Here is a 22,839-nt window from a genome sequence, read left to right as displayed (position 1 = left end):
CCTTTTAAGATCTTTGTGGGCATTTTTTGCGCCTGTCAAAACCATCTCTCATGTTTCAGTCAATCCGCTTGAAAGCGCTCTACGTTAGTGCTGTCCTGCTGGCATTCGCAGTCGGTTGCCAGCCCGTTGATCCTGTACTCCCTGCCTCTTTTGACGCGCCTGTGCTACGCTCCGCCCGGACGCTGGCCGTGTCTCTGTCCGAAGGCTTCGAAGTGGGATCGGCCAGTCCCAAAACAGCCTACGACGTTTCGCCTACCGGCTCGGCCAGTGGTGACAACCTAACCTTGCAGGGCAAATCCTGGAATCTGTACGACGCACTGATCGGCAATCTCAGTGGCGATCTGAAAGCCGGGTCCTGGTCGGCCCGTATCCGCAACACGGGTAAGATTACTATGCTGTTCGACGTAACGACCGGAATCAGCACCGTTACGGTTAAGCACGGCACTTATGGCTCTGATGCTGCAAGCCAGTGGGGACTCTGGTATTCAACCAACGGTGGTAGCAGCTGGACTCAGGCCGGTTCGAACGTAACGACGACCAATTCGTTACAGACCCAGACATTCACGCTGAATCAGTCGGGATCAGTGCGGATTGAGATTCGGAAGGTATCCGGCTCAACGAACCGTATTAACATTGACGACATTGTCATCAACGATAATGCGGGCGGTGGTGGCACCCCCACCCCAACCGGTAAGAAATTCCTGTTCGATGCCAGTAAACGCGAAAACGCCGGTAATGCTGACTGGCAGATCGACGCCGACGGCACCGAAAGCGTTCCAACGTACACGGGCGGTACGACCACCGAAACCAAAGCCCAGCGGTATCCTACCCCGTCGTATACCGGCATCACGTCTACCACACCCGAAACCTACTGGAAAGGGGGCATGTCGGCCTGGGCGGTCGAACTGGTCAAGCGCGGCAATCAGGTCGAATCACTACCCAACGGTACCGCCATTACGTATGGCAACTCCACGAATGCTCAGGATTTAAGTAACTACGACGTATTTGTGGTAGTTGAGCCAAACCGGCCCTTTACGACCTCGGAAAAGACGGCCATCATGAATTTTGTCAACAACGGCGGGGGGTTGATGATGATTGCCGACCATACGGCTCCGTCACTTACCGGCACCGACCCGAACGGCTACCTGCCGTCTGACCGCGACGGCGATGGTTACGATTCGCCCCGGGTGTGGAATGACCTGATGACCAACAACGGCATCAATAACAATAAACCTTTTGGATTTTTGGTCGACTACATTGACATCGACGAAAAGCCGACGACAAAAGTGTACACTGGTACCAATTCAAATGCACAGAAGGTACTGAATGGAATGGCCGGAACGGCATCTAAGCTGGCTTTTTACGCAGGCGCATCCGCAACGCTTTATCCATCAAACAACGCTACTGTGCAGGGACTGTTCTGGCGTATGAGCAGCACCGTTGGCAGCAGCATCGGTGTCATGGCTCTGCTGTCGACCTATGGCAGCGGTCGGATCGTCTTCATCGGCGACAGCTCACCGGCCGACGACGGCACCGGCGACACGGGCGATCAATTGTTTAATGGCTGGTCGGGCGATGCACCCTCGGGCTACACCTCGCATCCGGCCCTGCACCTCAACGCATCGCTGTGGTTGGCCAAAGTTCAATGAGTTGATCTGTTGATTCAGGACCGGTTCAACAGCCTGCCAGTCAATGACCGATTGGCAGGCTGTTCTGCGTTGGACGCCCCGCATTTTAATGAAGGATTAATTTCGACTTAATGTGCGTGTTGGTGCCTGAGGCTACATTTATATCAAGCTTTTGCTTCAAGACAATTTAGGATCATTTCAGCAATGCTCTGACACCCCGTGTTGGAGCATTGTCGTTCATCCCCTATCGTTTTACCTGTTCGATGCCGTCATCGTTGCAAATCATTAGGAGCCATGGAACCATCTGAACCCAAAAAAACGCAGGAACACGAACCAACCAACCGTCTGGTGCAGGTAGCTGTTCAGTTAATGCTGCTGTTTCCGGACCTGCCTTACGACGAAGCATTAGCCCAGGCTCAATCCTGGCTGAATTTCTTCGTTTGATGCTAACGGCCTCGCTACACATACGTGAAGCTTCATGGATCCCATTAAGCCCCTTACGGTGTAGCGAGCCCTCCTGTCCGGCTCATTCACGCGAATTTTCAGGTACTTGCTCCCCCCATACGTATCCCTACTACGTTCTGCAACATCCCGTTGCAACTGCAAAACTTCACCATTGGCTTTTCCAACGTAGTTGATTCGTAGGATTTTCTCCATCGCCTGTTCAGCTACCGTCCATCACAACTTATCAAAATCTTGTTCCTGCTTCAGGGTCTGGTAGTTAATAAATAAAATCTAATATTTTTCTAATGCTATTTTGTGGCTACTCTAAGGATTGAACAGCGACCTTTGCACAACATACTGTGACGTTTGACCCTACCTGCGTATAGTAGAGATAATTGTTTTAGTGTGTTTAAGGTTGGACAAGCCCGCTACCCGGTGCTTTATCTAATAGCCATTTGTCTTTAACAAGTGGCTATTTTGTTAACATTAGCCCGCCGTTTGTCCTCCTTTATGAATGCAGCGCTGTTTTGCCGGCGTACTGATACAAAAAAGTAAGTTTCCGTTTATCCAACCAGTCAGCAAACTATGAATGACCTCCTTACGATCCAGCACATCAGCACCAAACGATTACTGAACCAGCAAGGTCAGTTCATACACCTCTACGATTTCTTCTGGACTGAGCGTCGCGATCTGAATCCGCTGACGCTGCGGTTCAACTTCTACGATCTGAACGGCGAATACCTCGAAACGGTTGACATGCGGCTACCTTCTACCCGGATAACCGGGGGGCTTGTTCATGACAACGGTGAGCATGTACTGTTGTACGAAGGGTCGCAGCGCATTGAGGTTGAAGGCCTTTCGGGCCGGGTTGGCTCATACTGTAGCCTCATCATATCCAGCGGTCGGCTCGGCCGCAAAACTGAACAGTTCCTTAAGTGCATGTTCTACTACGAGGACCTGACCTACACGGGTTACAGTACTAATTCGATCTGATTCGTGGTGCTAATGGCATCCAGTTTCCTTACGCCTTTCAGCGGCAGCGGAATGGCCGGTTGCCTTTGCCTGTTGCTGTCCAGTTCGACAGAGTGAGGCCAGGTTCCTGTCTCCAGGGGAGCTTTTGTGGAGCGTTAGGATAAAAAAAGGGCGTTTATGAAAATTTATTGAGACTATACGTCGCCAGAAGCCCGAATTATGTACGTACCTTGTAGAAACCTTCTTCTACAGGTATGTTTAACCTACCTCCCTCAACTCAAACCTCGACGTACGTAAAAGGCCTGCCTACCCCACTCCTGGTTGCCTATGAACCCTGGTCGGTGTACCTGCGGATCAAAAGACCGACCGTCAGCGTACCCTGGCTTAACTACGTTGGCAAACCCTGATTTTCGGACCGACCACCGTGGACGGTTATCGGTCTCATCAACGTGCTTCCACTACCAGTTTTGGCTACCAATTCCGGTTGATCAACACGACCCGGCGTATACGTAGTGTCTCCTGCCGACCGCTTCTTATGGAATTCTAAGCTAATCCTAAGGGGTCCTTAAGACCGCGTCTGTATCTTACAACACCATCAACAACCTACACATGCATTTGATTACCAGAAATTTACGGATAGATGATTACGAGCAGCTAAAAGCAGCCATGATTGCGTCGTACAGCGGTCTGGGCGGGCCCTACTGGCGTAAGGAACGTATTGAAACCCTGCTTCACCTGTTTCCGAAAGGCCAGTTCTGCGTTGTGGCGGATGGGCAGCTCGTTGCCTGCGCCCTGTCGATCATCGTCCATTCGGCCGACTTTGGTCGGCAGCATACCTACGAACAGGTGACAGGGCAGTACACGTTCGACACGCACGATCCTGCCGGTGATGTCCTCTATGGTGTTGAGGTATTCGTGCAACCGGGCTACCGGGGTTTGCAGCTCGGACGGCGGCTCTACGAAGCCCGTAAAACCTGCTGCCGACAACTGAACCTGCGCGGAATCCTGGCGGGTGGACGCATTCCCGCCTATCATCTGCATAGCAACCTGACGCCCCAGGAATACATTGACCGGGTGAAACTGAAAGAGATCTACGATCCAACGCTCAGTTTTCAGTTGGCTAATGGTTTTTGCGTAAAACAGATTTTACCCCGTTACCTGCGGGGCGATCTGGAATCGCGGGAGTACGCTACGTTGCTTGAGTGGGAAGTTTGTTCGGTCAGTCAGACCGATCGTCAACCAACACATAAACGCTTTTTGAGCCATGAGACAATCACCGATTAACCGTATACTCGTTTCCGTCGACCTGAGCGATGCTTCCAAAGCTGTGCTGAACGTAGCCAAAGCCATGAGTCGACGTCACCAGGCCGAACTGCGGCTGCTGCACGTCATTACACCGGAGGAGTACCCGTTGACGGCAGCCGACAACCTGCTGGTATCTGTACCCCGTGCCGAGGTTATCGAAGCCGATGTACAGCAACTGCACCAATGGGCCAACGACGTACTGAACGACCATCCGATGCCGTATTCAGTAGAGTGCCGGACCGGCACCCGTACTGACCGACTCGTTGAGGCAGCTCATGAAATCGGAGCCGACCTGATCGTAATGGGTTCGCAGCGGCCGGAGGGTTTGCTGAATTACGTACTGGGTGCGGAAGCATACCATGTTATCAAACAGGCCCCCTGCCCGGTGCTGACCGTTCCCGAAGGCGCAGCCGTGAGCGATTTCCGGCAAATTCTGTTCCCGCTCCGGCCGGTGCCGGGAACACTGAACAAATATGACCTCACGCGCAGCATTGCCCGAAAAAACAGCGCTCACCTGACGGTACTGGCCCTGCTGAGTCAGGAAGAATCGGCCTCGAACGACTCGCTGACTACGGCCATGGCGTCGCTCAATGAGCGTTTGTCGGCCGATGCCCTCGACGCGGATGTGTTCGTGTCGGAAACAAACTCGGCCGCCAGAACCGTGCTCCAGCAAGCCGACGAGCGCCATGCCGATCTGATTGTCGTTACGGCCGATACCACCACCGGCCTCCGGAACCTGCTCAGCGGACCGTTTTTCAAGCAGATCATTAACCGGGCCACCGTGCCCGTGTTGGCCGTCAAACCCCGCGAGACCGAGTCCCGACCAAGGGAAGTTACCCGGGAAATGATTATGCCGGAATTCCCATCGGTCCGGGCCTTACGGTTCGGCTGAGCGACCTAGTTCGTTTACGATGCGGCTTTGGATTCCAAAGCCGTTTTTTTTACCCTCGACGCCTGAATAAAACAGGGAGGTGGGTGAGGTAACTGGCGTTAGTTTCCGAACTTTGCCGCCATCAACAAGACCAATCGGCTGGTAATTTGTCCAGCGGCCTTGTCCTTGCTGTATTCATTCAATTCATCTGCCCCTTGAAACTCTGGCAAAAAGAATCGACCGTCACCGACGCCCAGATTGAACGCTTTACCGTCGGCCGCGACCGCGAGATGGACCAGTACCTCGCGCCCTTCGACGTACTGGGCAACCTCGCCCACGCCCACATGCTCGAAACCATCGGACTGCTTACCTCCGATGAACTTTCGGCCCTGAAAACCGAACTGAAGGCTATTTTCCAGCAGATCCAGGCCGGTCAGTTTGTGATTGAAGACGGTGTTGAAGATGTACACTCGCAGGTTGAACTGATGCTGACCCGGCAACTGGGCGATACGGGCAAGAAAATTCACTCGGGCCGTTCGCGCAATGACCAGGTGCTGGTGGATCTCAAACTATTCACCCGCGACCGGCTCTGGCAGGTCGCCGGGGCAGTACAGCGTGTGTTCACCCGGTTGATTGACCGCTCAGAGCAGCACAAAGCCGACCTGCTACCGGGCTACACGCACCTCCAGATAGCCATGCCGTCTTCGTTTGGCCTGTGGTTCGGTGCGTACGCCGAAGCCCTCGCCGACGATATGCTGACGCTGCAAACGGCTTACCGGCTGGCCAACCGGAACCCGCTCGGCTCGGGCGCGGGCTACGGCTCCTCCTTTCCGCTGAACCGTACGCTGACGACCGAACTACTCGGCTTTGAGGGCATGAACGTCAATGTCGTGTACGCGCAGATGACCCGTGGCAAAACCGAACAGACGGCGCTCAACGCCCTGGCGGCTGTAGCCGCCACCCTGTCGCGGATGGCGATGGACATCTGCCTGTACAACAGCCAGAACTTCGGCTTCCTGACTCTGCCCGATGCCCTGACGACGGGCAGCAGCATCATGCCGCATAAGAAAAACCCCGACGTAGCGGAATTGCTGCGGGCCAAAACCAATCGCCTGAAGGCCCTGCCGATGGAGGTAACGCTGGTTCTCAGTAACCTGCCGTCCGGCTATCACCGGGATATGCAGATTCTGAAGGAGGTGCTTATGCCTGCTTTTGATGAGCTGCTTGATTGCCTCAGTATCACGGACTTCATGCTCGAACGGCTCCAGGTGAAGTCTAATCTGCTCGATGATCCAAAGTACGACCTCTTGTTCAGCGTTGAACGGGTGAATGAACTGGTGCTGCAGGGCGTACCGTTCCGGGAAGCGTACCGGCAGATTGGCAAGGAAATTGCGGAACAGACGGACCACACCGACGGCCCGCAAGCGCCCCGCGAGTTGCACCATACGCACGAAGGCAGTATCGGCAACCTGGGCAATGACCTGATTCAGCAGGCCATGACCGATGCACTCGCAGGTTTTGGGGCCGACCGAGCCCAGGCCGCCATTGAACGGCTACTGGCCTGAACCCGGTTAGTACGTATGCTCATGTAAGGAAGTTTACCAAACAGGTTCGATCGGTACGCAAAACCGGCCCACGGGCGAGCCGTCGTCGGAGATTGAATCGTGCTCACGCGATGACAAGGCCGTCATCAAGACGAATAAGCTGGTACTGGTTTTCATGAGTACAGGGAATATGCCATGGTTCTCAGACTTATCAGAGCGTTGAAATCAAATCAAAAAAGGTCAGCTTTATATAAGGCTGACCTTTTTTCTAACCGTCGTCTGAGCACTACAAGTAGCATAAACTGTTTTTCAATTTCAGATAACTACCCGGTTCGGGGTCAGAGCAGGCTTTAAAAACACCAGGGCTGGGCCATATCCGTAGCGGGCGGAGGCAAGATATGCTCATTTATAACAGACCAGCAAGTCTCTATCAAGTTAAAAAAATACGCAACAGAGTACAAAAATTTAAAATTTCATTTACCTTTCATAGCATTCTGAAAACCCCCGTCCAGCTATGAAACAACTCTCTACGTGTGCCTTGTTTTTCATCCTCATGCTATCCCTCAATGGCTGGGCGCAGACGCCACAACGACCGTTTCCACAGCAGGTTACGTATGCTCAGGGCTTTAAGCCAACGACCGTATCCAGCGCCGATGTGCAGGCGGCTTATGCGTACTGGAAAGCGAACTACGTAGACAACTGCGGGAACGGTGTCTACCGGGTGAAATACGATACCCCCAACGAAACCGTCTCCGAAGGCATTGGCTACGGCATGCTCCTGACGGCCTATTTCGGTGACAAGACCCTATTCGACGGGCTGTGGCAGTACCACAAGAACTTTCGGGATGCCAACGGGCTCATGCACTGGAAGATTGGCGGCTGCGCGGGCGGCATCCTCGGCCAGAATTCGGCTACCGACGGCGAACTCGACGTAGCGATGGCGCTTATCATTGCCAATCAGCAATGGCCCGGCACCACCGCTCCCCATAACTACCAGGCCGACGCTACGTACCTGATCAACAAAATGAAGCAGCACGAGACGGTCGTAACCGGCAGCGGTCTGCACGTTCTGAAACCCGGCGATACATTCGGGGGTGAAGACTGCATGAACCAGTCGTATGCATCACCGGCTTACTACCGGGCGTTTGCGCAGCACGTTCCGGCCGATGCCGCCTACTGGACCAACATGGCCCGCGATGCCTACGTCATGCTCAACGCCAATGCGCACCCCTCAACGGGCCTGGTGTCGGACTGGCAGCACAGCAACGGCACGCCGGGTGGGGGCTGCACGCAGTACGGTTTTCGGAATGGCGGGGTCGATTATCTCTACGATGCCTGCCGCACCCCGTGGCGTTTTGCTATTGATTACCTCTGGAGCGGCAACACCAGTGCAAAAACCTGGCTCGACCGCGTTACGGACTGGGTCGCCGGGCCGGTTGGGGGTATTGCAAACGTCAAAGACGGTTATCGCCGGGATGGCTCCGTAATCGGTACGTTCCCGAGTGTCTGCTTCACGGGTGCGTTTGCCGTGGGTGCTATGGCCAAAAGCCAGAACCGTGTCGATGCCTTTGCCTCGTTTGTCAAAAATCAGGACCTGACCTACGAACGGTATTTCGGCCATTCGCTGCGGGTGCTGTATATGCTGGCCATGACGGGTAATTTCTGGGACCCGACCACCAATCCATCATCAACGCCCGACACCCAGGCACCCAGCGCGCCCACCAACCTGGCGGCTTCCAACGTAACCCAACAGGAGTTTACGCTTACCTGGTCGGCATCGACGGATAACGTGGGCGTTTCGAGCTACGACATCCTGCGGAACGGCACCGTGATCGGCCAAAGCAGCACGACGTCTTTCGTGGTATCGGGATTGTCGCCCAGTACAACCTACACCATGACCGTACGTGCCCGCGACAACGCCGGGAATCTCTCAACAGCCAGTAATGGCCTGACGGTTACCACTCCGGCCGCTACGTCCAGTGACCTGACGGTGTATGGCGATGCACTCAACGCGAGCTGGCAGAACTGGTCGTGGAGCACCGGAACCGACTATTCGGGCACGGCGGTCGTGAAAGTCGGGAGCTATTCGATGGGGGTTCGGATGTACAACGCGTGGGGCGGGCTGAGTCTGCGGAGCGATAACCTCATTCGTACTGCCGATTATCCGGGTGGCATTCAGTTCTGGGCCTACGGCGGTAGCACCGGCAATCAATTACAGCTTTACACGCAGCGGGACGACAGCGGGGCCGAAAGCCGCCACGTGGCCATCAACGTACCGGCCAGCAGCTGGAAGCAATTTACCGTATCATGGGCCGATCTGGGCAACCCGACGCAGATCAGGCGGATCAATCTTCAGGATGCGGTGGGATCAGGACACAGCCTGTTTATCGACGACTTGCGCCTGTCGACCGCCGGCGCACCACCGGCCGACACCCAGGCCCCAACAATCCCGGCTACTCTGGTGGCTTCGTCGATCACCCAAACCAGTTTTACGCTGGGCTGGACGGCTTCGACCGACAACGTGGGCGTAACGGCCTATGAGATTTACCGCAACGGCACAAAGGTGGGCGAAACCAGCGGCACAAGCTACAACCTGACCGGGCTGAACGCCGGAACTACGTACACCATGACGGTTAAGGCCCGCGATGCAGCCGGTAACACCTCGTCGGCCAGTAATGCGCTCAACGTAACGACGCTGCCGACCAGCCAGCCGGACGCGGTTATCTACGGCGATGCGCTGGCCAGTGGTTGGGAAAACTGGTCGTGGAGCCTGCCCGGCGGTTCGCCTAACTTCGCCAGTACGTCGCCGGTTCAGGTAGGCAACCAATCCCTGGCCGTTTCGGTCAACACCGACTGGTCGGCCCTGTCGCTGCGGTCCGCGAATGCCGTCAACCCGGCACAGTACCCCGGGGGGCTGCGGTTCTGGATTCATGGCGGCCCGACTGGCGCTAAACTGCAGCTCTACGTCCATACCGACGATAACACCAACCTGTCGGCGACCAAAGCCCTCGACGTCCCGGCCAACACCTGGCAGCAGTACACCGTTGGCTGGAACGAACTGGGTAATCCCGGAACGGTGAAGCGGATTAATTTTCAGGACCGTGGTGTGCGCAACGGTCAGTCCTACACCTTCTACGTCGATCAGCTCACGCTGCGCACGTCGACGGGAGCCCGGCAGGCCGCTCCGGAGCGACCACTGGCCGCGAGTCTGTCGCCGAACCCCAGCGCGGGACTGTGCCGATTGCAGTGGGATACGCCCCAGGCGGGGCAACTGGCGCTTACCCTCGTCGGCCTGAACGGTCGGACCGTCAGCGAGCAAACCAAAGCGGTGCAGGCCGGGGCCAATACCCTTGAACTGGATTTTCAGAACCTACCCGCCGGGCTGTACCTGCTGAACGCCCGGCAGGACGCCACCAGACGAACGTTTAAGCTGATTATTGAGCGATAGGTCTTCGTCCGAAAACACCCCAAACCCCATTAGGGGTTTGGGGTTATGATACTAGAGGGTATTCCGAAGTAGTCAAATTACTTGCCCAACTCCAGTACCCAGACCGTTTGACCCGGTACCTTCAGGGTTTTCAGATCACTGACCGTCTCGTCGGTGACGACGTTGCGGGCCGACGAAAAGCCTTTGGTGCGTTCGGCAAAACGCGCCCCGTCGAGGGTGACTTCTTTCTTATCGCTGTTCATGACAACCATTACGGTCTTGTCGGCATTGTAACGGAAGTACGTGTAAACGCCGTTCTGGGGCACGAACTGCATCAGCTTACCCGTTTGCAGCACCGGGTTGCTCCGCCGATACGTAGCTAGTTTCCGAACGAACTGAAACGCGTCGTTTTCACGCTCATTCCGGCCGGCGGCTTCAAATTTATTTTCTTTATCACCGGGAAAACCACCCGGAAAGTCCTTCCGCACCTCGGCATCGGTCGGGTTTTTTGTACCCTTCATCAGCACTTCGGTGCCGTAGTACCATTGCGGAATGCCGCGCGTGGTCAGCAGGAAGGCCACCCCCAATTTGTATTTGTTAACATCCTCGCCGATAACCGAGAAGTAGCGGTCGGAGTCGTGGTTTTCCAGAAACGTGACCAGCTTCATCGGATTGGCATACACTACGTCCTGCGCCAGCACCTGATGCAGCCGGTTCACCCCCGTATCCCAGTCGTAGTTCTGATTCAGGGCGTCGTTGGTGGCGTTGTACAGGGCAAAATCCAGGGTACTGGGCTGATTGCTCCTGAAATCAAACCCACTAACTGTGTTCTTCACAAAAAAAGCCTGCCCAACCGGGTTATTTACCACCGACTCCCCGAAAAGCAGGATGTTGGGGTATTCATTCATCAGCGCCTGGTTGCAGCGATTCAGGAACGCAGGGTCGTTGTATTTGTACGTATCGATCCGCCAGCCGTCGAGGTTGAACATCTCCGTCGACCAGACTGCGTGCTGAATCAGGTAGTTAGCCACGTACGGATTACGCTGGTTCAGGTCGGGCAGGAAAGACGTAAACCAGCCGTCGAGCAGCGTTTTGCGGTCGGCTTCGGCTCCGTAGGGATCGTAGAGCGGCTGCTCCTTGTGAGTCGACCCCGTATAGGTCGGCCAGTTGTTGAACCAGTCGGGCGTCGGCTTGTCCTTGAAAAACCAGTGATCGTCGCTGACGTGGTTGTAGACGGCATCCTGCACCAGTTTCATCCCCCGCTTGTGCAGGGCATCGGCCAGTCCGATGTAGCCCGCATTGCCGCCAAACCGCTTGTCAACCTGGTAGTGATCCGTGAAGTGGTAGCCGTGGTATCCGGCCTGGTTGCGGTCCGGCCCTTCCTTTTTGAGGGTTTCGTCGTTCGCGATTACCGGCGTCAGCCACAAGGCCGTCGCCCCCATATCGCTCAGGTAATCGAGGTGGTCGATTATCCCCTTAAAGTCGCCCCCGTGCCGCAGGTACGGATTTTTGGTATCGGCCTGCGGGTCGAGCATATCCGGAAATTTGTCGTTGGCCGGATCGCCGTTTGCGAAGCGGTCGGGCATGATCAGGTAGATAAAATCGGCGGCCGTCAGTCCCTGCCCTTTTGGCGTACTGGTGCGGGCTTTCAGTTCGTAGGGCTGCGTAACGGTCTGCGCTCCCTTCTTGCCAACGATCTGCAACGTACCGGGTTTCGTTGTCGGCGCAATCGTTACGTCCAGGAAAACGTAGTTCGGGTTGTCAACGGTATTGGCTTTAACTAGTTTAACACCCGGGTAATTGATGGTGTAAGTTAACGTACCGGCGTTGGGGCCATACAGTAACAATTGAAGGTTCGGATTCTTCATACCAACCCACCAGTTTGTGGGGTCAACCCGCTTCACCTGCGCGTTCTGCGCGAGCGAAGGTGAGAGGGAAAGCAGTCCGAAAAACAGGCATAGCAAATGGCGTTTCTTCATGTGGCGGTTCGTTTGGTTTCTTGCCGATTCGCAAAAAGACAAAAATAGAGCAAGATTATCACTGAAAAAGACCATAATTTTGCTGTTTATTGACTACTCACCCCCGTACACGTACCGAGTCAACGACATGAATACAGCGGCTGCAGTTCCTATCATGGACAAACTGGTTATCTATCAAATTTTTACCCGTTTATTTGGCAACCAGACAACCACCAACCGCCACTGGGGCAGCCGCGACGAAAACGGAGTTGGCAAGTTTGACGACATCAACGATGCGGCTCTTCGCGAGCTCCGTTTGTTCGGTGTGTCGCACGTCTGGTTTACCGGCGTAATTGAACACGCCATACAAACCGATTACTCCGCCTACGGGATTCGCCCCGACGATCCGGCCGTAGTGAAAGGCCGCGCGGGTTCGCCCTACGCCATCAAAGATTACTACGACGTCAACCCCGACCTGGCCCACAATGTCGGCAACCGTATGGCAGAGTTCGAGTCCCTCATCCAGCGAACGCACGCCCACGGGCTCAAAGTGATTATCGATTTCGTGCCCAACCACGTCGCCCGCCAGTACGGGTCCGACGCCAGACCGGCGGGTGTTGTCGACCTGGGCGAACGGGACGATACGTCCGTAGCCTTCGCTCCGTCCAATAATTTTTACTACCTCCCCGGCAAAACCTTCGTATCGCCGGAGGCCCAGGGGGTTCGGACCGGACACGAATCCGGGGCTACTGGCTCAGTCAGCAGCCGCCCGGCCTGGACAGAATCCCCCGCCAAGGTTACCGGCAGTGGGTCAATCACGGAGGCACCTTCCATCGACGACTGGTACGAAACCATCAAGCTCAATTACGGCATCGATATTTTCAACGGCGGACGGCCCCACTTCAATCCGATTCCGGCCACGTGGCAGCAGATGCTCGACATACTGCTGTTCTGGGCCGAAAAAGGCGTCGACGGGTTTCGGTGCGACATGGCCCATCTGATTCCGCTTGAGTTCTGGCAGTGGGCAATTAGTCTCGTCAAGAAGCGACACCCCCGGCTTAGTTTCATTGCCGAGATTTACGATCCGGGGTTGTATCGCCCCTTCATTTTCAAAGGTGGATTCGATTATCTGTACGACAAAGTTGGTCTGTACGACTCGGTTCGCCGGCTGATGGAAGGCCAGGGTTCCTGCTACGACATCACCCGGGTCTGGCAGCAGGAATCAGGCGATTTTGCCGACCACATGCTCCGTTTCCTCGAAAACCACGATGAGCAGCGCATCGCATCCCGCTTTTTTGCAGGCAATCCGTGGGCAGCCGTACCAGGCATGACGCTGTCGGCAACGCTGCACACCGGACCGCTCATGCTGTATTTCGGGCAGGAAATCGGCGTACGGGCCGAAGGCAGCGAAGGCTTCAGCGGTGACGACGGCCGCACCACCATTTTTGATTACTGGGGTTTACCGGAGTGGCAGGGCTGGCTCAACAACGGCCGCTACGACGGCGGTGGCCTGACCGACGAGCAACGGCGGCTGCGCTCATTTTACCAGCGTCTGAATCACCTGGTTAACGGCAGCGATGCCATTCAGAATGGGTATTTCTACGATCTTCAGTACGCCAACGACAACGGCCAGAGCCCGAACTACGACGCCCACCGAATTTATAGTTATCTACGCTACACAAATCGTCAGAAATTACTGATCATTTGTAATTTTGCTCAGGACGTTACCTACGAAACGACCGTCCGCATCCCCAATCACGCGTTTGCGGTGATGAATCTGGCTCCGGAACAAACGTATCAGTTCACGGACCTGTTTCTCACCGGCACGCAGATTGAGACGGCCGGCCTGGCGGGCGTACCGGTAACACTACCCCCCTGGAGTGCCATGGTGTTAGAAATCAAGTAAGTACTATTTACTAGCTGCTACCTAAACTGAACACGGAATGAAAAACTATGTACGTTTTCATTTTGCTTACGTATTGCCCATACTTACCCCTCAACGTTTTTTAGTTCTTTGCCTGCTGGTTCTTGCTGGTCTGCTGTCGGCTTCGGTCAGCGCCCAGACAATGCCCGACGATCTGCGGTCCTTATCTATCGTCGGTGGGAAAACCCTGCCCGAAACGGCCGTTACCATCGGCAAGCAGTTTCTGGGCACTCCCTACGTACCGCATACCCTCGACATCAATGCTGCGGAGCAACTGGTTGTCAACCTGAAGGCCTTTGACTGCACGACCTATCTGGAAACGGTTCTGGCCCTCTCGCTGGCCTGGCAGGACCTCACCGATAAACAGAACCAGGCCCAGCTGAACGTACTGTTCCGCAGCTACCTGACCCGTCTGCGCTATCGAAACGGGGTCATCAACGGCTACGCCAGCCGACTTCATTACCTATCGGAATGGCTCCGGGATAACGAGCGCAAAGGCTTGCTCAAGGATGTATCCGGCGAACTGCCGGGCTGCCTGTCGGTGGCGAAACCGGTATCGTACATGACCACGGCTACGTATCGATATCCTCACCTGAGTGATCCGGCCATTTTCAAGCAGATGGCCGACACTGAAGCCGAAATCAGCCAGCAGTCGTTCTATTTCATTCCGAAGAAGAAGCTCAAACAGGCCGAAGCTCAACTCCGCGAAGGCGATATCATCATGCTGACGGCCGCCCGGCCCGGTCTGGATATGAAGCACGTTGGGCTGGCCGTTCGGCAGGGCAACCGGCTGCACCTGCTGCATGCCTCCTCCGAACAGGGCGAGGTAGTGATTACGCGGTATCCGCTGACCGACTACGTACAGTGGCACAAGCGCCTGTCGGGTATCCGCGTAGCCCGGCTGAAAGGAACGCCCCCCCAAACGGCTTCGCGGCCCCAATAGTCGGCCCGTTTCTTACTAAGACCTGATGGTCGACTAATAATTGACTAACAGTGCCTTCTGACTTTTACTACGGGAAAACAAACGCTCTTGGCAAATGGAAAACGGCACGCTGGTCTACGTAATGGGAGCCTCCGGAGCAGGCAAAGATAGTCTGCTTCAATACGCCCGACAGCAACTCGATGGCCACCCGGGCGTTGTGTTTGCCCACCGCTACATTACCCGTCCCCCCGAAGCCGCCGGCGAGAACCACGTAGCCCTCAGCCTGGCCGAGTTTCAGTTACGTTTAGCGAAGGGCCTGTTTGTGCTGAACTGGGAAAGTCATCACCTGTGCTATGGCATTGGCATTGAAGTCAGAACGTGGCTGAATGCGGGCCTGACCGTGGTGGTAAACGGCTCCCGCGAATACCTGCCCGAAGCCCGGCGACGCATCCCCGGTTTATGTCCCGTACTAATCGAGGTTGACCGGACCATCCTCCGCGACCGGCTCGTAAAACGGGGCCGCGAAACGGAGGCTGCAATCGATGAGCGGCTACAGCGGGCTGCGGCCCTGTCGGCCATCGATCTGCCGGGGTTGGTTCGCATACCAAACAATACGACCGTGCAGGAAGCCGGCGACCAGTTCACGGCCTACCTGACCGGCCAGTTTGACTGAGGCTATTCGTTGAGAGGTTCTGGTGCGTTAGTACTATTCTAAAACTACTCAGGACAATTTGCAGTTAGAGAGGTCAATGTGGTGACCAGGCCAGACAACCGACCCGGACTGGCCCTTGTCGCCCTCAACGTTATCAAGACCAGTATGGACTCTCAGCACCTTAATTTTAGTTCGGCAGTAAGCAGAGAAGAAGTTCAGACGACCGAGCGATTCGAAAATCCACTTCCCAGAGCGGTTCTCAGACCCAATAACCATATTCTCCTGGACGGCGAATGGCGGTTCTGCCTCGACCCGAACGACAGCGGTATGCGGGAACGCTGGTTTCTCGGCCGCGACTATGAGCACATCGCCATCTGGCCGGGGTCCATCGAAGCGCACATGGCTGAGGCCAAGGGGCAGCAGCAGGCAACCGGCTGGCAGGATAAAGTTATAGCCTGGTATGAGCGCGAATTTGAACTCCCCGCCCGTACCGAGCCCCTCCACCGGACCATGATTCAGCTTACGTTCGGGGCCTGCGGCTACGAAACCCGCGTCTGGCTGAACGGCCATCCGCTCCAGACCATCGAAGGCGAAGAGGTCCACTACGGCGAATACACCTCTTTTTCGTACGAACTCGGCGAAGAATGCCTGCAGCCTATGAACCGGCTGACCGTTCGCATCGCCGACACCATGGACGCCGAAATTCCGCGGGGGAAGCAGGAATCTCACGTCTATAAACGGGGGGGCATCTGGTACCATACCTACACCGGGGCCATTCGGAGCGTGTGGCTCGAAACAGTGGAGCGCAACCGGCTACGGTCAAGGGTCGGGGTGGTCAGCGTGGTAGAAGATCAGCTCGTTCGGTTTAACCTCACCACGCGGATTCACGATCCCGGTTTGTATACGCTGCGGCTCCATGTGTATGAGCGCGATTCCGATGATCTGCTGGCAACCTCCGACTTCCCGCTGCGCCTGCAGGCCGGGCAGAAACAGCAGCGCGTCGTGATCGAAGTGCCGGGCGCAGAGCTGTGGTCGCCCGAATCGCCCCATCTGTACCGGCTGGTAGCGCAGCTGATCGACTCCAGCGGCTATCCGGCGCAGATTGAATCGCATTTCGGTCTGCGGAAGATTGAAGCCCGGGGCTGCTGCGTGTACCTCAATAATACGTCGATTTACCTGGACGGTATTCTTTACCAGCCCGGCACCGCTACGTTCGAGGAAATGAAGCGGCACATGCAGGCGATGAAAGAACTGGGCTGTAATCTGGTGCGGGTGCATATTGCCGGGGTTGATCCGCGTATCTATAATCTCGCCGACGAAATGGGTATGCTGCTGTGGGTCGAAGTGCCCAGTCCCCACAGTTCGAGCCACCGCAGCCGCGAAAACCACCGGGCCGAACTGCTCCGGATGCTGGCCCTCATCGAAACCCATCCATCGGTCGTTATCTGGAGTCTCTACAACGAAGACTGGGGCGCTCAGGACATTGCCGTCAACGCCGAAACGCGGCAGTACATCATCGACCTGTACCATTACATGCTGATCAATCACCCGCAGTTTCTGGTGGTCGACAACGACGGCTGGCACCACATCTCGCTGGAAGGCCGCCTGAAATCCGATCTGCTGACGGCCCACCTCTACACGCCCGATCCGGACCGCTGGCGCGACCTCCTCGACCGGCTCGTGGCAGGGCAGCTGGAAGGCGTAGCGGCTTTCCCGCTCGTGGTAGGCGATCCGTTTTTCTACCGGCGCCAGGTGCCGCTGCTGGTGAGCGAATGGGGCGGTTTCGGCTTTGCCGACTACGGCGGCCCCAACGACCCCGAAAACCGCGCCGAACGCATCCGGCAGTTCAAGCAGGAACTGCGGAACCGATCCATTGCCGGCGACGTCTACACGCAGGCCACCAACATTGAAGACGAACAGAACGGACTAATTGACCCGCACACCGGCGAACTCAGCGTACCGGCCGGACTGCTGGCGTCCGGGAAGATTCCGGCTAAATAATTCTTCACAATACATGGCAGCGTTTTTACCCCGCTGTAAAAAGCGAAAACGTCCGGGATCAGAAATGGGCGTGAGGGGGTGGTAGTGACGAACGGGCGCTCTGGACGTCATTACCAGAAAACACCACTCCTTTGCCGGAGTGGACAAACGACACGTACGATGCAGTCGGCACCTTATGAATATATCGTGGCGATCCGTCAGGCAGCTATCCGGCGGCTGGCCCTGCTGACGGTGTTGTCGTTCATGCTGGTGAATTACAGCGACGGCACATTCGTTCAGCCCATCATCGTCTGGAACGTAATGGCGGTTTTTACCGGACCGATTCCGCAGAATATCCTGGCCGGACTGGCGCTGCTGGGCTGGCTGTACGTCTGGTCGGTGGTTATTGCTCCCCGAAAATCCGTCTGGCTGCTGGTGTGCCTGGCCGTGGCTTTTCTGTGGCTCGACATACTGTATCAGGGCTTTCTGATGCTGTCGGCAGACGAATTCGCACTGGTTATCGACACCGTTCACCTCCGTTTCTATGTGCCCGCGCTGGTGTTTCTGATTGGTTCCGTGCTGCTCATCGTTAAAGCCAAGCGGAAATTGATTCGAAAACGCACAACAACAGCCGAACAGCCCGAAACAGACGAATAAAGTGTGCCTGAGTCCCCAGACGTGTGCCCCCTCTCAAGTGCAGGTGAGGGCACACGTCCGAGGAACAGGTATCAGCTACTCCTCAATCGGTTGTTCGGCGTTCAGCCAGACCACTTTCTGCTCGGGCTGGTGGGCCTGTCCGATGATGTCGCGGTAGAGGTCCGGTCGGCGGGCTTTGCGATACCGATAGCCACCGGCCTGCTGTAGTTTCTCAGGGGTACAGGTAGCAACGGCGATGTCGTCGCCCAGTTCGCGGCACTCGGCAACGACATCGCCGAAGGGATCGATGATCATCGAACACCCGTTTTTCAGCTGGTCGTCGTCCATGCCGATGGGATTGGCAAAAATGGCGTAAATACCGTTGTCATACGCCCGGGCGGGCAGCCATTTCATCAGCCAGGCCCGGCCTTTCATGCCGTCGAATTCCAGCCGCAGCGAGGTGGGATCGTTCTCCCGGTTCGCCCACAACGCCGGGTCCGCAAAACCGGCGCCCGGCCGCGTCGAGGGAGTCATCATCGTTACGTGCGGCATGAAAATAATATCCGCTCCGAGCAAGGCCGTGGCCCGCACATTTTCGACCACGTTGTTATCGTAGCAGATCAGGATACCGCATTTCCAGCCAAACAGGTCGAACACCACGTATCGATCGCCGGGCAGGATGTGCGGATTAATGAATGGATGGAGCTTCCGGTACTTGGCCACCAGCCCGTTCCTGTCGACGCACACGTAGGCTTTAAAAATCTGATCCTGCTCGTCTTTTTCGAACAGACCGGCCAACACTGCGATGTCGTTTCTGCGGGCAATGGCCGTCAGGGCCTGAATGCTTTCTCCATCGGGGATGGGCTCGGCCACAGCCAGCAACTCCGCCCGGGACAGGTTTCGGGCGAAGGTATAGCCCGTAATGGAACATTCGTGAAAGGCAACGACCTGAGCGCCCTGTCTGGCAGCCCGCGCCGATAGCTCGTCGATACGTTGCAGGTTAAACGTTTTGTCACCGCTGGCATTCTCAAATTGTGCGGTCGCAATCTTGATGGGTTGCATAACACAGACGATGGTGACTTGTAAAGGTAGGAAAAAGTGGTTTGTGGTTTGTGGTTTGTGGTTTGTAGTTCTACAGTTTAACCACAAACTACAAACCACAAACCACGAACCTTAATTCGACCCGCCCCCGCCGATGCGACGCTGTTCTTCTTCAGCACTCGACCGGCGCTGACCACCTCCTTTTATGTTGCGGTTCCCGAAGTTGTAGGTGAACGTCAGGCGAGCCACGCGGCTCTCGAAGCGGTTTGTAAACGTCACGTTCGTGGTACCGTGGTTGATGACCCCACCCGGCCGCATGGTTTGAAACAGATCACTGACATTCAGGCGAACCGTAGCGGTTTTGTTCCAGAGCGTTTTCTGAACCCCGACACTTACCTGACCCAGTGCGCGGAGCCTCAGCATGCCGTACACAAACGGCGAGTTGTAAAAACCAGACAGTTCGGCCGTGAACCCATGAGGCAGCACAAAGCTATGGTTCGACGTGACATTGGCCGAAACCTGGCGGTAGTCCAGCCGCTCCCCGGCATATTCGGCGTCGTAGGCGTTGTAGAACACATCGACCGTCTGCCGCGTATTCCACCATTTGGTGATCGTCAGCGGGAAGCCCACGTTCAGGTTGATGTTCTTCAGGCTCGCCAGGTTGACGGTCGTAACGCGCATGATCTGTTCCATCTGCTCATTGACACCGGTGATTACGTCGGTTGTATGGTTATAGCTCAGGCTGGCGGTCGTCTGCCCTTTGTACGTATACCCCACCTGGAACGCGTCGGTATACTGCGGGCGCAGGAACGGGTTACCCTGATAGTAGGTATACGTATCCATAACGTACACGAACGGGTTCAGATCCTGGTAGTTAGGCCGGTCGATGCGTCGGCTGTACGACGTCCGCCACTGGTGGTTCTTACTGGCGGTATAGGTCATGAATACGCTTGGAAACAGATTGACATAGTTGCGGTCCACCACCTTGTTTAGGGTTACTGAGTTGCCCAGCGAGCGGGTATGCTCCATCCGAAGTCCCCCTTGCAGCGACCATTTCTGCCAGTCTTTGCTGCCGTTGAGGTAAGCCGCGCTGATGGTTTCGTCGTATAGAAAGTGGTTCGTCCGCTGCGGATCGATCACGTAATTGCCATCGACGAGCGTTTCGAATCGAGCGTCGTTATCAGACGTAACGTAGCTGATTTTACCGCCCGCTTCCAGTTTGGCGCTCTTGCTCAGCGGATGCACGTAGTCAAACTTGCCGGCCCGGATTGTCACCTGCGACGGGGGCGTATTGCGCTGAACCAACGGCTGCCGTACTTCCTCCCCCACGGCGTTCAGGAAGCGGGTCCGCATGTTGTCCTGCGGATCAATGCTGACGTACGAATAGTCGGCATCGACCGTCAGCTCGCGCGGTCCGGCGTTTCGGCCCAGGGTGTCGAACGTATGCTTGACGTTAACGTTGGCCGCGATGCGCTGTAGCCCCCGCGTCGAAGCGTTCACCATCGTTACGTTCTGCTGCAGTTCGCCCCCGGCGTTGTACAGCAGGTTACTGTTATCGATCCGCGCCTGGTTATCGCTCACCATCCCGTTGAGCATCAGCCCGGCCGACGTACGCTTACCCAGTGCATAATCCGCCCCGGCCTTGAACGTGTGGTTTCTGGACGAACTCGGCCGGTAGCCGAGGTTCCGCACGGTCGTCAGTGAGTCCCCTTTCCCGAAAATTCGCCGGGCATCCACTGAGCCAAAGCGTTCGTTATAATCGTAGTTGTAGTTGCCGAACAGGCTCCAGCCACCGGCTCTGTGGTTGAGGGTCAGGCCCGCCGATGCTTTCGGGAACCGACCGTAGCCCGATCCAACCGTAGCGCTGCCGCTGGTACCTTCGTTCCGGGTGCCGCGCTTGAGCCGGATGTTGATAATTCCGGCGTTGCCGGCCGCATCGTACTTAGCCGACGGGTTGCTAATCAGCTCGATGCTCTGGATGCCGTTGCTGGGCGTGTTCCGCAGCAGATTCACCACCTCCTGCGCCGAGAGGTACGTCGGTTTGCCGTCGATCATCACCAGCGTACCGGTGCGTCCTTTCAGGCTGATGCGGTCGTTCTGCGTATCGACCAGAACGCCCGGCGCTTTTTCCAGCACGTCGAGGGCCGTACCGCCCGCCGACACGATGCTGTTCTCGACGTTGACGACGGTTTTATCGGCCAACTGCTCGATGAAGGGCTTTTTGGCCGTTACCTTCACCTCACCCAGCGTCCGCGAATCTTCCTGTACCACCAGCGTCGGTACGGCCACCTGCGCCTGACCCGTTTCGACCGTAAAGGGCGCCGAAAACGCTTTCTGATACCCTACGCCCGTTACCGATATCCGGTACGTACCCGGCATGACGTTATCGATGCTATAGTGGCCATCTGCGTCGCCGGCTGCGCCTTTCACCAGGGTTGAATCGCCGGCTTTAAGCAGCAGTATGGTCGCAAATTCCAGTGGTTTACCGGCCGGTGTTTTCGCATCGCCCGATACAGTTGTCCGTGCTAGATGCTGCGCAAAGGCCGCAGTAGCGGTCAGGCCAAAGAGGCCCATCAGAATAATGCTAACCACCAGCGTGTCGAACAAGGATGGGGTTAGTAGATCGCTCATGAGTAGACGTTGTTTACTGTTCATTGTCTGTTGTGATCTTGACTGGTTGACTGCTGCAAAGTTGGCAGGTTAGGCAACGCTCATCAATCGCACAAAGATGTGAATCGGTTACGGGCTAAAGAGGGCACTCCGGCGCAACCGTTGCACAGAAAGAGTACCATTGGTGGAGCAGGGTTGCCTTTGATACCAATCGTTTGAGCGAACGGTCGACGTAGGGCATAAAATGGCGTTACCACCATGTGATGGGCTATCACATGGTTATGTGAGTTAAAAAATACGGGGGTTTTGCAACGGTTTTGAGCCGATCGGACTCATTAGACTAACGATCACATGAAGTTGCGAATACGTATGCGCGTACATAGTCACATTTTAACTCTACTGCTGGGCGGTTTACTGGCCGTAGGTTGCCAGAGTTCAGTTGAAAACGAAGCTCTTCCGCAGGATAAAGGATCGCTGGTAGTAGCTGCCAGCCAGTCGGCCCGCGTTGGCGAGGACGCCACCCTACAGATCGAAAAAATTGAAGATAGCCGCTGCCCGGCCAATGTCGTTTGCGTTCGGTTCGGCAATGCCAACGTATTCTACCTGCTGAGCCAGGGAACAGAAAGCCGGGAAGGAATTCTGTGCCTCGGCGATTGTGGTGTTCCGCAGAAAACCCAGGATTCAACCACGGTTCAGCTGGGTACCGAGCGCTATCAGCTCATATTGAAGGAAGTGCGCCCCTACCCCGGTACCAGCCCGGTCGAGGTCAAGCCGGAAGCGGTTATTCAGGTAAAACGGATTTAAGTTTGTCAATGCCCAATTCGAAAACGGGGCCGCATTGCGGCCCCGTTTTTTGTGTTACGATACTAAAACCTTTCCTCATCTCAACCCCTCTCCCGTTTGAGAGAGTGACTTTTTAGCAAAG

At 56.0% G+C, this 22,839-nt stretch carries 18 protein-coding genes; 14 read left to right on the top strand and 4 right to left on the bottom strand.

Annotated features, from left to right (window positions below; all coding sequences use genetic code 11):
- Positions 1-50: 50 nt before the first annotated feature.
- The 7 genes from DYU11_RS17505 to argH all read left to right on the top strand — a co-directional run bounded on the left by DYU11_RS17505 (position 51) and on the right by argH (position 6,785).
- The gene (locus DYU11_RS17505) at positions 51-1,649 is read left to right on the top strand and encodes a hydrolase (RefSeq protein ID WP_119669009.1); all 1,599 of its coding nucleotides are present in this window, start codon (positions 51-53) and stop codon (positions 1,647-1,649) included.
- A gap of 273 nt (positions 1,650-1,922) precedes the next feature.
- Positions 1,923-2,072, top strand: a complete 150-nt coding sequence (locus DYU11_RS33490; RefSeq protein WP_199736740.1) for a hypothetical protein — start codon at positions 1,923-1,925, stop codon at positions 2,070-2,072.
- Positions 2,073-2,657: 585 nt separating this feature from the next.
- Complete coding sequence (locus DYU11_RS17500) at positions 2,658-3,065, top strand: hypothetical protein (RefSeq protein WP_119669008.1); 408 nt, start codon at positions 2,658-2,660, stop codon at positions 3,063-3,065.
- Positions 3,066-3,298: 233 nt separating this feature from the next.
- Positions 3,299-3,451, top strand: a complete 153-nt coding sequence (locus DYU11_RS33245; protein ID WP_158600302.1) for a hypothetical protein — start codon at positions 3,299-3,301, stop codon at positions 3,449-3,451.
- Between the two features lie 202 nt (positions 3,452-3,653).
- Positions 3,654-4,328: a GNAT family N-acetyltransferase gene (locus DYU11_RS17495; RefSeq protein ID WP_119669007.1), complete on the top strand. Its 675-nt coding sequence runs from the start codon at positions 3,654-3,656 to the stop codon at positions 4,326-4,328.
- A complete protein-coding gene (locus DYU11_RS17490) occupies positions 4,309-5,241 on the top strand; it encodes a universal stress protein (RefSeq protein ID WP_119669006.1) in 933 nt (310 codons plus the stop codon). Before DYU11_RS17495 ends, DYU11_RS17490 begins: the two co-directional genes overlap by 20 nt.
- A 194-nt stretch (positions 5,242-5,435) precedes the next feature.
- The gene (gene argH, locus DYU11_RS17485; RefSeq protein WP_119669440.1) at positions 5,436-6,785 is read left to right on the top strand and encodes an argininosuccinate lyase; all 1,350 of its coding nucleotides are present in this window, start codon (positions 5,436-5,438) and stop codon (positions 6,783-6,785) included.
- Positions 6,786-6,818: 33 nt separating this feature from the next.
- On the opposite strand, the gene DYU11_RS33825 is transcribed toward argH, so the two are convergent.
- Complete coding sequence (locus tag DYU11_RS33825; RefSeq protein ID WP_262697117.1) at positions 6,819-6,941, bottom strand: hypothetical protein; 123 nt, start codon at positions 6,939-6,941, stop codon at positions 6,819-6,821.
- Positions 6,942-7,278: 337 nt separating this feature from the next.
- On the opposite strand from DYU11_RS33825, the gene DYU11_RS33910 reads away from it, so the two are divergent.
- Positions 7,279-10,212, top strand: a complete 2,934-nt coding sequence (locus tag DYU11_RS33910; protein WP_119669005.1) for a glycosyl hydrolase family 8 — start codon at positions 7,279-7,281, stop codon at positions 10,210-10,212.
- 77 nt (positions 10,213-10,289) lie between these two features.
- Here DYU11_RS33910 and DYU11_RS17475 read toward each other — a convergent pair whose 3' ends face one another.
- On the bottom strand, positions 10,290-12,170 hold the full coding sequence (locus DYU11_RS17475; RefSeq protein WP_199736739.1) for a glycoside hydrolase family 13 protein: 1,881 nt from the start codon (positions 12,168-12,170) through the stop codon (positions 10,290-10,292).
- Between the two features lie 127 nt (positions 12,171-12,297).
- On the opposite strand from DYU11_RS17475, the gene DYU11_RS17470 reads away from it, so the two are divergent.
- The 5 genes from DYU11_RS17470 to DYU11_RS17450 all read left to right on the top strand — a co-directional run bounded on the left by DYU11_RS17470 (position 12,298) and on the right by DYU11_RS17450 (position 18,284).
- Positions 12,298-14,055 (top strand): alpha-amylase family protein, encoded by a 1,758-nt coding sequence (locus DYU11_RS17470; protein ID WP_119669439.1) that lies wholly within the window; start codon positions 12,298-12,300, stop codon positions 14,053-14,055.
- A gap of 37 nt (positions 14,056-14,092) precedes the next feature.
- Positions 14,093-15,016, top strand: coding sequence for an N-acetylmuramoyl-L-alanine amidase-like domain-containing protein (locus DYU11_RS17465; protein WP_119669003.1), 924 nt, complete (start codon positions 14,093-14,095; stop codon positions 15,014-15,016).
- A 94-nt stretch (positions 15,017-15,110) separates the two neighbouring features.
- Positions 15,111-15,668, top strand: coding sequence for a phosphonate metabolism protein/1,5-bisphosphokinase (PRPP-forming) PhnN (gene phnN, locus DYU11_RS17460; RefSeq protein WP_119669002.1), 558 nt, complete (start codon positions 15,111-15,113; stop codon positions 15,666-15,668).
- A 144-nt stretch (positions 15,669-15,812) separates the two neighbouring features.
- On the top strand, positions 15,813-17,648 hold the full coding sequence (locus DYU11_RS17455; protein WP_119669001.1) for a glycoside hydrolase family 2 protein: 1,836 nt from the start codon (positions 15,813-15,815) through the stop codon (positions 17,646-17,648).
- A 159-nt stretch (positions 17,649-17,807) separates the two neighbouring features.
- Positions 17,808-18,284: a hypothetical protein gene (locus DYU11_RS17450; protein ID WP_119669000.1), complete on the top strand. Its 477-nt coding sequence runs from the start codon at positions 17,808-17,810 to the stop codon at positions 18,282-18,284.
- 75 nt (positions 18,285-18,359) lie between these two features.
- Here the strand turns inward: DYU11_RS17450 and DYU11_RS17445 are convergent, their stop codons facing one another.
- Both DYU11_RS17445 and DYU11_RS17440 read right to left on the bottom strand, forming a co-directional pair.
- Entirely contained in the window at positions 18,360-19,325 is a 966-nt protein-coding gene (locus tag DYU11_RS17445) for a nitrilase family protein (RefSeq protein WP_119668999.1), read from the bottom strand.
- Positions 19,326-19,436: 111 nt separating this feature from the next.
- On the bottom strand, positions 19,437-21,935 hold the full coding sequence (locus tag DYU11_RS17440; RefSeq protein WP_158600301.1) for a TonB-dependent receptor domain-containing protein: 2,499 nt from the start codon (positions 21,933-21,935) through the stop codon (positions 19,437-19,439).
- Between the two features lie 348 nt (positions 21,936-22,283).
- Here DYU11_RS17440 and DYU11_RS17435 point away from each other — a divergent pair, with 348 nt between their 5' ends.
- Positions 22,284-22,718, top strand: coding sequence for a hypothetical protein (locus DYU11_RS17435; protein ID WP_119668997.1), 435 nt, complete (start codon positions 22,284-22,286; stop codon positions 22,716-22,718).
- The last annotated feature ends 121 nt before the right edge of the window (positions 22,719-22,839 follow it).

This window comes from Fibrisoma montanum (assembly GCF_003583365.1).
GTDB classification, from domain to species: Bacteria; Bacteroidota; Bacteroidia; order Cytophagales; family Spirosomataceae; genus Fibrisoma; species Fibrisoma montanum.
This window is presented reverse-complemented; position numbering and strand designations above follow the sequence as displayed.

Excerpts from the sequence above, each read along its gene's own strand:
- DYU11_RS33245 (WP_158600302.1), top strand. The coding sequence starts at position 3,299 with ATGTTTAACCTACCTCCCTCAACTCAAACCTCGACGTACGTAAAAGGC.
- phnN (WP_119669002.1), top strand. The coding sequence starts at position 15,111 with ATGGAAAACGGCACGCTGGTCTACGTAATGGGAGCCTCCGGAGCAGGC.
- DYU11_RS17505 (WP_119669009.1), top strand. The coding sequence starts at position 51 with ATGTTTCAGTCAATCCGCTTGAAAGCGCTCTACGTTAGTGCTGTCCTG.
- DYU11_RS17490 (WP_119669006.1), top strand. The coding sequence starts at position 4,309 with ATGAGACAATCACCGATTAACCGTATACTCGTTTCCGTCGACCTGAGC.
- DYU11_RS17475 (WP_199736739.1), bottom strand. The coding sequence starts at position 12,170 with ATGAAGAAACGCCATTTGCTATGCCTGTTTTTCGGACTGCTTTCCCTC.
- DYU11_RS17450 (WP_119669000.1), top strand. The coding sequence starts at position 17,808 with ATGCAGTCGGCACCTTATGAATATATCGTGGCGATCCGTCAGGCAGCT.
- DYU11_RS33910 (WP_119669005.1), top strand. The coding sequence starts at position 7,279 with ATGAAACAACTCTCTACGTGTGCCTTGTTTTTCATCCTCATGCTATCC.
- DYU11_RS17440 (WP_158600301.1), bottom strand. The coding sequence starts at position 21,935 with ATGAGCGATCTACTAACCCCATCCTTGTTCGACACGCTGGTGGTTAGC.
- DYU11_RS17470 (WP_119669439.1), top strand. The coding sequence starts at position 12,298 with ATGAATACAGCGGCTGCAGTTCCTATCATGGACAAACTGGTTATCTAT.
- DYU11_RS17495 (WP_119669007.1), top strand. The coding sequence starts at position 3,654 with ATGCATTTGATTACCAGAAATTTACGGATAGATGATTACGAGCAGCTA.
- DYU11_RS17435 (WP_119668997.1), top strand. The coding sequence starts at position 22,284 with ATGCGCGTACATAGTCACATTTTAACTCTACTGCTGGGCGGTTTACTG.
- DYU11_RS17445 (WP_119668999.1), bottom strand. The coding sequence starts at position 19,325 with ATGCAACCCATCAAGATTGCGACCGCACAATTTGAGAATGCCAGCGGT.
- DYU11_RS17465 (WP_119669003.1), top strand. The coding sequence starts at position 14,093 with ATGAAAAACTATGTACGTTTTCATTTTGCTTACGTATTGCCCATACTT.
- DYU11_RS33825 (WP_262697117.1), bottom strand. The coding sequence starts at position 6,941 with ATGAAAACCAGTACCAGCTTATTCGTCTTGATGACGGCCTTGTCATCG.
- DYU11_RS17455 (WP_119669001.1), top strand. The coding sequence starts at position 15,813 with ATGGACTCTCAGCACCTTAATTTTAGTTCGGCAGTAAGCAGAGAAGAA.
- DYU11_RS33490 (WP_199736740.1), top strand. The coding sequence starts at position 1,923 with ATGGAACCATCTGAACCCAAAAAAACGCAGGAACACGAACCAACCAAC.
- DYU11_RS17500 (WP_119669008.1), top strand. The coding sequence starts at position 2,658 with ATGAATGACCTCCTTACGATCCAGCACATCAGCACCAAACGATTACTG.